Source organism: Virgisporangium ochraceum, from assembly GCF_016863655.1.
GTDB classification, from domain to species: domain Bacteria; phylum Actinomycetota; class Actinomycetes; order Mycobacteriales; family Micromonosporaceae; genus Virgisporangium; species Virgisporangium ochraceum.
In genome coordinates this window covers 86,038-95,517 of record NZ_BOPH01000083.1, presented here as the reverse complement: position 1 = coordinate 95,517, position 9,480 = coordinate 86,038, and the positions used below count along the sequence as shown (strand labels likewise).

Here is a 9,480-nt window from a genome sequence, read left to right as displayed (position 1 = left end):
CGGCGTCGGTCGGCCCACGCCACGGGGCCGGACCGGGATCGCGGCGGTCCTATGCTGGGCCGGTGGTGGGCCTCGGGATCCTGGGGTACGCGGGGGTGGCGGCGTTCTGCCGTCCGCTGACGCTTCCCGCGCTGGTCGCCGTGATGCTCGTCGGGGTGCCGGTGGCGTGGTACGGGATGCGCAGACGGCCCGCGGTGACCGCACCCGTCGGCACCCCCTCCGTGGCGGTGTGGGGCGGGCTCGGTGCCGTGGTGGTCGCGGTGGAGGTCGCGCTGCTCGCCGGTCCGAACGACCTCGCGTGGCCGACGCTGAGCACGTTGCTCGACCCGGTGCTGGCGACGTATCCGGGGCGGGTCGTCGGGTACCTGCTCTGGCTCGGCGCCGGGGTCTGGCTGGTGCGCCGGTGACGCGGCGGGTCGTTGCGTGACGCCGCGGGTCGTGGCGTGACGCCCCGGGACGTGATCGCGCTGGCGTTCGTGGGCCTGGTGGCCGCGGCGCTCGTCGTCGAGTGGTGGGCCCGGCGGTCCGGGTCGGCGGTGTCTCCGCTCGGCAGGACCGTCACGGCGGCGCTGGCCACGCGCACCGGGCGGGTGCTCGTGTTCGGGGCCTGGCTCTGGACGGGATGGCACTTCCTGGCCCGGTGAACCGGGGTACGGGTGACCCGGTGGCCCGCGGGTGCCCCGTGCGGTAGGCATGAACGGTGAACGATCGCAGAATGACCCGCAGGCGCCTACTGGTGACCGCCGGCGCCGGAGTCGTGGGGATCTCCGTCGTGACCACGGTGACCGGCTGCTCCGGCGACAAACCGTCGACGCCGTCCGCCGCACCGCCGTCCGCGCCGCCCTCCTCCGCGCGGCCCTCCGCCGCGGGGCCCCCGGCCTCGGCCGAGGCGGCGGGGGAGTCGCTGGGCGGCTGGCAGCGGGTCAACCTGTCGTTCGTCTCCGCCTACATCCTGGTGCGCGGCGGCGAGGCGGCGATCGTCGACCTCGGTACGCCGGGGTCGGGGACGGCGATCGAGGCGGGACTGACCGCGGCCGGTGCCAGCTGGGGCGCGGTCAGGCACGTCATCCTGACCCACCGGCATCAGGACCACGCGGGTGGCGCGGCCGAGGTGGCGCCGAAGGTCACCGCCGGGTCGCTGTACACCGGCGCGGCCGACGTGAGCGCGATCCGGGTGCCGGTCAAGCCCGTCGGCGACGGTGACGAGATCTTCGGCCTGCGGATCATCGGGACACCCGGGCACACGGCCGGGCACATCGCGGTCTTCGACCCTTCGACCGGCGTTCTCGCGGCCGGAGACGCGCTGCGCACGACCCAGGGGCTGGCCGGACCCGACCCGCGCAACACCGCCGACATGACGCAGGCGGCGGCGTCGGTGCGCAAGATGGCGGCGCTGGACGTCCGCGTGATCCTGCCCGGCCACGGCGCGCCGCTCACCACCGGTGCGGCCGAGGCGCTGGCGAAGCTCGCGGCGTCCCAGCCGGGCTGAACCGCGCCGCTCGCGCCGGGGTCGCGCCGGCAGCGTTGCGGACCTGTAACGGACGCGGTTCCGGGTACCGGACGGACGGATCGATACCTCGACCATTGTCGAATGGAACGGGCATGGGGGCGGTGGCTCGTCGCTGCGGTCATCACGGTGACGGTGGGTGGCTGCGGCACACCGGGTGACGGCGACCTCGTCGACGACTGGACGGCGATGGTCGACGCGAAGGCGAAGGTGCCGGGCGTCGGCTGCCACGACGCGCCGGTGCGGTTCATCTACGAGACCAACACCGTGACGCGGCCACCGATCTCGTGCGACGAGGCGCACACGATCGAGACGTTCCACGTCGGGCAGGTCCCGGACGCCCTGACCGCCAGCCCGAGCGAGGGCAGCGCCGACTACGTGCGCCTCTTCGAGGCGTGCGAGGGCCTCGCGGTCGAGTTCCTGGGCGGGCAGTGGTTCGACGCCCGGGTCGGGCTCGGCGTCACCGTCCCGTCGTCGCTGCAGTGGGAGGGCGGCGGCCGGTGGTTCCGGTGCGACCTGATGGAGACCGTCAACACCTCCGACGCCGTCTCCCGGCGCCGCGGCACCGTCCGCAACCTGGCGAAGGCCGACGCGGCCGTGGCCCGTCGCTGCTTCACCGCCGTGGGCCTGCAGTCGGACGGCAGATGGGACTACCTGAACCCCACCGACTGCACCCAGCCGCACGACGCCGAGTACGCGGGTGCGTTCAAGGTGCCCGGTACCCAGCGGCCCACCGACCCGAAGGGCTCCGGGCTCTACAAGCAGTGCTACGACGTCATCGACCGCTACGTCACCGGCTCGAGCCGCCTCGGCTACATGGCCTCGCTGGGCAGCCAACGGGTGTGGAACCGCGGCGACCACTACGTACGCTGCTACGCCTGGCACGACAAGGGCGAGGTCACGGGCAGCGTCAAGGGGACCGGCTGAGCGTCCGGCTCACGCCACGCAGAACTCGTTGCCCTCCGGGTCACGCATCACGAGGTGGCCGAACTGCCCGCCGTACAGCTGTTCGCCGGTCACCGTCGCACCGGCCTCGACGAGGTCGGCCGCCTTCGCCCGGGCCAGCCGCTCGCGTTCGTCCGGGTCCCACGGCGGTTCGCCCGCCACCCGGAGGTCGACGTGCACCCGGTTCTTGGCGACCTTGCCCTCGGGTACCCGGAGGAAGCTGATCGCCGGTCCCTTCCCGTCCGGGTCGACGATCGAGGCACCGTCGGGGTCGTCGTAGCCGGGCTCCGGCACGTAGCCGAGCGCGTGGGCCCAGAACCGGGCGAGCAGGTGCGGGTCGGCCGCGTCGCAGCCGAGCGTCCAGTGCGTTGCCATGCCGCGGACCCTACGGGCATGATCGGGCCCGTGCTGGACGACGCGGCCAGGGCCGCCAAGGACCACCTCTACACCGACCTGGCCGACGTGCGGAAGGAGATGGTCGCGACGCTCGACGGCCTCGGCGAGTACGACGTGCGCCGGCCCCTGACGCCCACCGGAACCAACCTGCTGGGCCTGGTGAAGCACCTGGCACTCTGGGAGTCGCGGTACCTCGGCGAGGTCTTCGACCGGCCGTTCCCCGAGCCCCTGCCCCGCTGGGACGACGTCGGGCAGCGCGGCACCGACCTGTGGGCCACCGGGACGGAGACCCGCGAGGAGATCGTCGACCGGTACCGCCGCGTGTGGGCCCACTCCGACGCGACGGTCGGCGCGCTTGCCCTGGACGCGCCCGGCCACGTCCCCTGGTGGCCGCGCCCCGACGTGACGCTGTTCGGGGTGCTGGTGCACCTGCTCACCGAGACCACCCGGCACGCCGGACACGCCGACATCCTGCGCGAGACCCTCGACGGCCGGACGGCCGCCGCACCACCCCGCGACGCCGCCTTCTGGGCGACCCGCCACGCGACGGTCGAGCGGGCCGCCCGCGCCTGGACCTAGGCTCCTGCCATGCGCACGCTGCACCTGGGCCTGCGGGTCACCGACCTGGACCGGTCGCTCGCCTTCTACACCGCGGTCGGCTACACCGTGCTCGGCACCGTGCCCGAGACCGGGTTCGGCAGCCTCACCATGCTGAAGCTGCCCGACGACCCGTTCGCCAGCCTCGAACTCGTGCACGACGCGGCCCGGCCGGTCACCGACATCGGCGCCGTCAACCACCTGGTCATCCAGGTCGACGACCTGGACGCGGCGATCGCCGGGTTCGCGGCCAACGATGTCACGGCCGAGCCGCCGGCCGACCTGGGGCCGGGCATGCGCACGTCATGGCTCACCGACCCCGACGGGTACCGGATCGAGCTCGTGCAGTGGCCGCCCGGCCACCCGGCCGGCATGACCGAGGCGGACTTCAGGAGTGCGTGACCTCCCCGACGACCGGGACAGCCATGGCGTACGGGACCGGCGGCATCGCCAGCGGCATCGCGGCCAGCTGCATCAGCAGGAGCACGTTGTCGTCGCCGGCGGTGCGGTTGAGCCGCAGGCGTCCGCAGCCGGTGCATCGATGGATCAGCACCCATCGACGCTCGCCGCGTACGGTGACCGCGATCGGTTCCATGGCGCCGGAGCAGCCGGCCCTGCGGTCGCCGGGGACGTTGCGGTCGAGATGGCGGGACCAGAGACAGTGTGGACAGTGGTTGCGGTGCGACGTACCCGGCGCGTCGAGTGAGACGTCTACACCGCAGTGGCCGCAGCGGAAGGAGCGGGCGAAGGACATGCCTGGAAGCCTTTCGAGGAACAGGTGACACACCGGGCGAACATCGATCTCGCCTCCTTCCTCGAACGGGCCCCACACCGGGGCCGGACGGGCGCCAGCGAACCAGCGCCCGCGGTCCCGGTCAAGCGAATATCGATCACACGAGGACGGCGACGGCCTCGATCTCGACGAGCATGTCCGGCTCGGTGAGCGCGGCGACCCCGACGAGCGTCACCGGCTTCACCGGGTCGATGCCCAGCTTCTCCGCCGCCCGCACCGCGCCGGCGATCACCAGGTCGAGCTTGTCGGGCGTCCAGTCGACGACGAACGCGGTCAGCTTCGCCACGTCGGCGAACGTGCCGCCGACCGCCTCCACCGCGATGTTGATGTTCGTCAACGCCTGCTCGACCTGGGCCGCCAGATCGCCGGCGCCGACCGGGTTCCCGGCCGCGTCGCGGGCGACCTGCCCGGAGATGTAGGCCGTGCGGCTGCCGGTGGCAAGGCCGATCTGGGCGAAGTTCTCGGGTGCGGGAAGGCCGTCCGGATTGATCAGCTCGACGGGCATGGGTGCTCCTTCGGCTCGGGTCGTTCCTTTCTACGAACCGTACGCCGAGACGTTGGCGGCCAGGCGCGGAGACGCGTAGTGACCGGTCTCGACGCCACCGTCGCCGAAGACGACGCCGGTGAATCCCTCGGTCGGCAGGGTGAAGTGGTAGAAGCGCAGCACCGTGCCGTCGGGGTCGGTGACGTCGAGCACCGCGCCGGTGGGTCCGTCTGTGACGCCGCTGTGCGGGAAGCCCTCGCGGTCGCACCGTTCGGCCAGCCGTACCAGGGCGTCGCGGTCGGCGGGCCGGAACGCGGCCACGTCGAAACCGGTGAGGTCGGGCGTCGACGCGCACACCTCGCGGTCGCGCAGCGCGATGTTGAACCGGCCGTCGCGGTCGATGAGACCGGCGCCGCGCACCACGTCGCGCTCGACTATCTCCACCCACAGGCGCAGGTCGAGGAGCCGGGAGTAGAAGTCGACGCTGCGGGCGAGATCGGTGACGGGCAGCTTGACCTGGAGAAAGCCGAGAATGTCGCTCATGCGATCGACGGTAGGACCGGCTGGTCGGACAATCCATGCGTGACCGTCCGGGAAACCACAGCGTCCGTCCAGCCGCCGGTCGACGTCCTCAGCACGCTGCTGCGGGAACTCCGCCTCGAGACCGCCGCGTACCGGTGGCTCGAGCTCGGCACCCCGTTCCGCGTCGGGTTCGACCAGGCGGGCGTGCGCGGGGTCCACATCGTCGCGCGGGGGCGCTGCACGTTGGTCCAGGCCAATGGGACCGTGACCGCGCTCGACACCGGCGACCTCGTGATCCTGCCGGGCGGCGACGCGCACGAGCTGTGCTCCACGCCGCGCACCGGGCCGGTGGTGTCGGGCATCGAGGTGGCGGCGCGGACGCCCGGCACGCGGCTGCGCATCGGCGGGTCCACAGTGGACACCGTGGTGGTGTGCGGCGCGTTCCTGGTAGGCGAGAGCGGGCATCCGGCCCTGCGCGGACTGCCCGACGTGCTGCACGTGCCCGGCGGCAGCGGCCTCGGTCCGTACATCGACGCGCTGAGCGCCGAGGCGTTCGAGGGCGGGCCGGGCAGCGACCTGGTGATGGCGCGGCTGTCCGACGCGTTGCTCGTGCGGGCGCTGCGGTACCACGCCATGACCGTCGACCGTCCCGGCTGGCTCGCCGGCCTGCGCGACCCGTATGTGTCGGCCGCGCTGGGTGCCCTGCACGCCGACCTCGGTCGACAGTGGACGGTCGCCGGGCTGGCGCGCACGGCCGGCCTGTCGCGGGCGGCGTTCGCGGCCCGCTTCACCGAGCGGGTCGGCGAGCCGGTCATCCGGTACCTGCAGGCGGCACGGATGCAACGGGCGCGCACGCTGCTCCGCGCGGAGCGCGCCACGGTCGCGTCGGTGGCGGCCCGGGTCGGCTACTCCTCGGACGTGGCGTTCGCGGCGGCGTTCCGCCGCGAGGTCGGCTGCGCCCCGGGCGAATGGCGCCGCCGGGCACTCGCCGCCGGCTGACGCGGCGCCGCCGGCTGACGCGCGCCGCGGGCTTACATAAACGACGCTCGATCCAGTGTGGTTTTCGGCGCGCTTCCTGCACTGGATCGAGCGTCGTCGATCGCCACGTGAGGGGCGGCGGCGCGGCGCGTCTGGGGACCGGGTAAGGGGGCGGCTGGGCTGGAAGTGGGCCGGGTCACGGAGGGGTCGGGTGCCAGGTCCGCGCCCAGGTCTCCAGCGGCGCGAGCGTGTCGAGCAGGGTCCGGCCCTGGTCGGTGAGGCGGTAGCCGTCCTCGGTGCGTTCCACGAGGGCGGCTTCGCGTAGCTCGGACAGGCGCTCGGCCAGCACGCTCGACGAGACGCCGTCGCACCGGTGCTGCAGGGTCCGGAACGTCGGAACCGGGTCGGCGCGCAGTTCCCACAGGACACGCAGCGTCCAGCGGCGGCCCAGCAGGTCGAGGATCGCCATCACGGGCCGCCCGGAGCGGGACCCGCGTACCGGGCGGCCCGGCAGGGGAGTCGACACGTGCTCACTCCGTCCCATTGCTTTTGTTTCCGAAGCACTGATGATAGCGTGCCGCCATGCTTCGGAAATCGAACCAGCCGCGGGTGGACACCGAACCGCCGTACGACGACGACACCGCCGCGGCCCTGGAGGCACTGGGCCCACCGCTCGCCCTGTTCCGCGCGCTCGCCCGCCGCCCCGACCGGGCCCGCGCCATCCAGGGCTGGGGCAGCTACTACCTCTCCCGCCGGTGCGCGCTGTCGCTGCGGCACCGGGAACTGGTCATCGACCGCACGACGGCACTCTGCGGCGCCGAGTACGAGTGGGGCGTCCACATCGCGCTCCTGGCGGCGAAGGCCGGCCTCACCGACGCGCAGCTCCGCTCCGTGACCGGCGGAGCCGCCACCGACGCCTGCTGGACCGACCCGGCCGACCGGGCGGTGCTCGCCGCCGTCGACGCCCTGCACACCCGGCACGACCTCACCGACGACGAGTGGGACGCGCTGACCGCGGCGGTCGGACCCGACGGCGTCGTCGACCTCATGCTCATCTGCGGCTGGTACCACGCGATCTCCTACGTGGTGCGGGCCGCCCGGCTCCCCGGCGAGCCCGGAGCGCCGACGTTCGACTCGGTAACCTGGCCCGATGACGACCCTCAACCTCGCCGCGCGGTTCCACGCCGCCCGTGACCTGCGCCTCGCGGAGGAGCCGGCACCGGTGCCGGTCGACGGCGAGAGCCTCGTCCGCGTCACCGCCGTCGGGCTCTGCGGGTCGGACCTGCACTGGTACGAGGACGGGGGCATCGGCGACGCCCGCATCACGCACCCGCTCGTCGGCGGTCACGAACTGGCCGGCGTCGTCGAGGGTGGAAGCCTCGACGGCGTCCGGGTCGCGGTGGACCCGGCGGTGCCGTGCCTCGCGTGCGACCTGTGCCTGCGGGGGCACCCGAACCTGTGCCGCGCGCTGGTCTTCTCCGGCCACTCCACCCGCGACGGCGGGCTCCAGCGCTACCTGGCCTGGCCGACCGCGCGGCTGCACCCGCTGCCCGACGCGCTCACCGACGCCGACGGGGCGATGCTGGAGCCGCTCGGCGTCGCCGTGCACGCCGTGGACCTCGGGCACATCCCGCTGGGCGGGTCGGTCGCGGTCATCGGATGCGGGCCCATCGGGCTGCTGCTGATCCAGGTCGCCCGGGCCGCCGGCGCCGCCCGGATCGTGGCCGCCGACCCCCTGGAGCACCGCCGCCTCGCCGCCACGGAGCGCGGCGCCGACGAGGTGCTCGACCCGGCCGACGGCGCGTACGTGTCGGGGCTCGCGGCGTTCACCGCCGGCCTCGGCGTCGACGTCGCGTTCGAGATCGCCGGCACCGACCCGGCGATCGCCGCCGCGATGGACGCCGTCCGCCCGGGCGGACGCGTCGTGCTGGCCGGGATCCCCGGCACCGAGACGTCGGCGTTCCCGGCGAGCGTCGCGCGGCGCAAGGGGCTGACGATCGTGATGGTCCGCCGGATGAAGGAGGTCTACCCGCGGGCGACGGCGCTGGTGCTGGCGGGCCTGGTCGACGTGCGCGGACTGGTGACGCACCGGTTCCCGCTCACCGCGGTACGGGAGGCGTTCGAGGCGGCGGTCACCCGTCCCGGGCTGAAGGTGATCGTCGAGCCGTGACGCCGCGCCGGGCCGATGATGGCGGGATGGACGTGATCGCGCAGTGGGTCCGCACGTCGTGGACGAAGGCCTCGCGGGGCGGCGCCGCGGCGGCCCGTCGCAACGCCGTGCCGGTGGGGTTCCCCGTGCCGCGCGGACCATTGCCGCTGTGGCACGAGGTGCTGCTCGACGAGGCCACCGGCTTCGCGCCGCGGGAGACCTGCGCGTCGGCGCTTCCGGACCGCGGGCGGGTCACACTGGCCGAGGTCGACGGCCGGCTGCGGGTCCGGCTGACGCCCGCCACCTTCGGCATGCCGGACCGCCGTCGCCGCCCGCCGGCGGTGTGGCTGCGCGCCGGCGAGTGGGTCCGCTGGCACATCAACTACCGTTTCTCGATGCCGGTCGCCCTCGGCGGCGCGTGGTCCTACCGCCTCGACACCCTCAACCTCGCCTACGGGCCGGCCGGGCCCGACCTGTTCGCCGGCACACCCACCCGGCTGGTCGACGAACGAACCGCACTGAGATAGGAGCGTGGTGGCGGCACTGGGTCGGCCCGAGCGGCAGCAGCGGTACCTCGACCTGTTGCGGGAACGGGTGACGGCGTTGCCGTGGGTCGAGGTGGTCGTCGTCATCGGGTCGTTGGCGTCCGGCCGGGCCGATGGGGTGAGCGACGTCGATCTGCTGGTGGGCGTCCACAAGGGAGCGTTCGCCGCGGCGTGGCGCGACCGGGAGCGGCTGCGCGTGACCGGCGCGCTGTACGGCTGGGACCACTGGCACGACGGGTCGAAGGGCGCCGGGACCCACAAGTGGCTGACCGCCGACGCCGTGCTCGTCGAGGTGCTTCTCGGCGAGGCGACCAGCGGGATCCGGCTGGCGCCGCCGTGGCGCGTGCTCGCCGGCGATCCCGGCGCGGCCGGGCGGTGGCCGCCACGGCCGCCCATCCCGCGGTCCGAGCTGAGCGGGAGCACGGACGGCCTGCACCCGGTCGAGGTGGCCTACGACGACTTCAAGGCACGGCTGAGGGCGTCGACCTGAGTGCGTCCGGTTTCCGACGCTGGTTGGCGCCGCGACGCTGCTCCCCGCCGCGCCGGCCGCGGCCGTACCGACGC

16 protein-coding genes are annotated in these 9,480 nt (G+C 73.9%); 11 read left to right on the top strand and 5 right to left on the bottom strand.

Annotated elements, in window-relative coordinates; all coding sequences use genetic code 11:
* The first annotated feature begins 62 nt into the window (after positions 1–62).
* The 4 genes from Voc01_RS29300 to Voc01_RS29285 all read left to right on the top strand — a co-directional run bounded on the left by Voc01_RS29300 (position 63) and on the right by Voc01_RS29285 (position 2,434).
* Entirely contained in the window at positions 63–407 is a 345-nt protein-coding gene (locus tag Voc01_RS29300) for a hypothetical protein (RefSeq protein WP_203930813.1), read from the top strand.
* Positions 408–443: 36 nt separating this feature from the next.
* Entirely contained in the window at positions 444–644 is a 201-nt protein-coding gene (locus Voc01_RS29295) for a DUF6186 family protein (protein ID WP_239160564.1), read from the top strand.
* A 71-nt stretch (positions 645–715) separates the two neighbouring features.
* Entirely contained in the window at positions 716–1,489 is a 774-nt protein-coding gene (locus Voc01_RS29290) for an MBL fold metallo-hydrolase (RefSeq protein ID WP_239160563.1), read from the top strand.
* 102 nt (positions 1,490–1,591) lie between these two features.
* Positions 1,592–2,434: a septum formation family protein gene (locus Voc01_RS29285; protein WP_203930811.1), complete on the top strand. Its 843-nt coding sequence runs from the start codon at positions 1,592–1,594 to the stop codon at positions 2,432–2,434.
* Between the two features lie 9 nt (positions 2,435–2,443).
* Here Voc01_RS29285 and Voc01_RS29280 read toward each other — a convergent pair whose 3' ends face one another.
* Positions 2,444–2,827, bottom strand: a complete 384-nt coding sequence (locus Voc01_RS29280) for a VOC family protein (RefSeq protein WP_203930810.1) — start codon at positions 2,825–2,827, stop codon at positions 2,444–2,446.
* A 30-nt stretch (positions 2,828–2,857) separates the two neighbouring features.
* Here Voc01_RS29280 and Voc01_RS29275 point away from each other — a divergent pair, with 30 nt between their 5' ends.
* Together Voc01_RS29275 and Voc01_RS29270 are read left to right on the top strand one after the other, a co-directional pair.
* The gene (locus Voc01_RS29275) at positions 2,858–3,427 is read left to right on the top strand and encodes a DinB family protein (RefSeq protein ID WP_203930856.1); all 570 of its coding nucleotides are present in this window, start codon (positions 2,858–2,860) and stop codon (positions 3,425–3,427) included.
* Between the two features lie 9 nt (positions 3,428–3,436).
* Entirely contained in the window at positions 3,437–3,847 is a 411-nt protein-coding gene (locus Voc01_RS29270; protein WP_203930809.1) for a VOC family protein, read from the top strand.
* On the opposite strand, the gene Voc01_RS29265 is transcribed toward Voc01_RS29270, so the two are convergent.
* From Voc01_RS29265 to Voc01_RS29255, 3 genes are all read right to left on the bottom strand, one after another.
* Complete coding sequence (locus Voc01_RS29265; protein ID WP_203930808.1) at positions 3,834–4,199, bottom strand: RNHCP domain-containing protein; 366 nt, start codon at positions 4,197–4,199, stop codon at positions 3,834–3,836. The genes Voc01_RS29270 and Voc01_RS29265 overlap by 14 nt on opposite strands.
* A gap of 136 nt (positions 4,200–4,335) precedes the next feature.
* A complete protein-coding gene (locus Voc01_RS29260) occupies positions 4,336–4,743 on the bottom strand; it encodes a RidA family protein (RefSeq protein ID WP_203930807.1) in 408 nt (135 codons plus the stop codon).
* 30 nt (positions 4,744–4,773) lie between these two features.
* Positions 4,774–5,265 (bottom strand): VOC family protein, encoded by a 492-nt coding sequence (locus Voc01_RS29255; protein WP_203930806.1) that lies wholly within the window; start codon positions 5,263–5,265, stop codon positions 4,774–4,776.
* 39 nt (positions 5,266–5,304) lie between these two features.
* Between Voc01_RS29255 and Voc01_RS29250 the strand changes: the two genes are divergently transcribed.
* Positions 5,305–6,243: an AraC family transcriptional regulator gene (locus Voc01_RS29250; protein ID WP_203930805.1), complete on the top strand. Its 939-nt coding sequence runs from the start codon at positions 5,305–5,307 to the stop codon at positions 6,241–6,243.
* Positions 6,244–6,418: 175 nt separating this feature from the next.
* Here the strand turns inward: Voc01_RS29250 and Voc01_RS29245 are convergent, their stop codons facing one another.
* A complete protein-coding gene (locus tag Voc01_RS29245; protein ID WP_203930804.1) occupies positions 6,419–6,748 on the bottom strand; it encodes a winged helix-turn-helix transcriptional regulator in 330 nt (109 codons plus the stop codon).
* Between the two features lie 56 nt (positions 6,749–6,804).
* Between Voc01_RS29245 and Voc01_RS29240 the strand changes: the two genes are divergently transcribed.
* The 4 genes from Voc01_RS29240 to Voc01_RS29225 are packed head-to-tail and all read left to right on the top strand — an operon-like array spanning position 6,805 to position 9,406.
* Entirely contained in the window at positions 6,805–7,416 is a 612-nt protein-coding gene (locus tag Voc01_RS29240; protein ID WP_203930803.1) for a carboxymuconolactone decarboxylase family protein, read from the top strand.
* Positions 7,373–8,392, top strand: a complete 1,020-nt coding sequence (locus Voc01_RS29235; RefSeq protein WP_239160562.1) for a zinc-dependent alcohol dehydrogenase — start codon at positions 7,373–7,375, stop codon at positions 8,390–8,392. The genes Voc01_RS29240 and Voc01_RS29235 overlap by 44 nt, the downstream gene beginning before the upstream one ends.
* A gap of 26 nt (positions 8,393–8,418) precedes the next feature.
* The gene (locus tag Voc01_RS29230) at positions 8,419–8,898 is read left to right on the top strand and encodes a hypothetical protein (RefSeq protein ID WP_203930802.1); all 480 of its coding nucleotides are present in this window, start codon (positions 8,419–8,421) and stop codon (positions 8,896–8,898) included.
* Between the two features lie 4 nt (positions 8,899–8,902).
* A complete protein-coding gene (locus tag Voc01_RS29225) occupies positions 8,903–9,406 on the top strand; it encodes a nucleotidyltransferase domain-containing protein (RefSeq protein ID WP_203930801.1) in 504 nt (167 codons plus the stop codon).
* Positions 9,407–9,480: the final 74 nt, after the last annotated feature.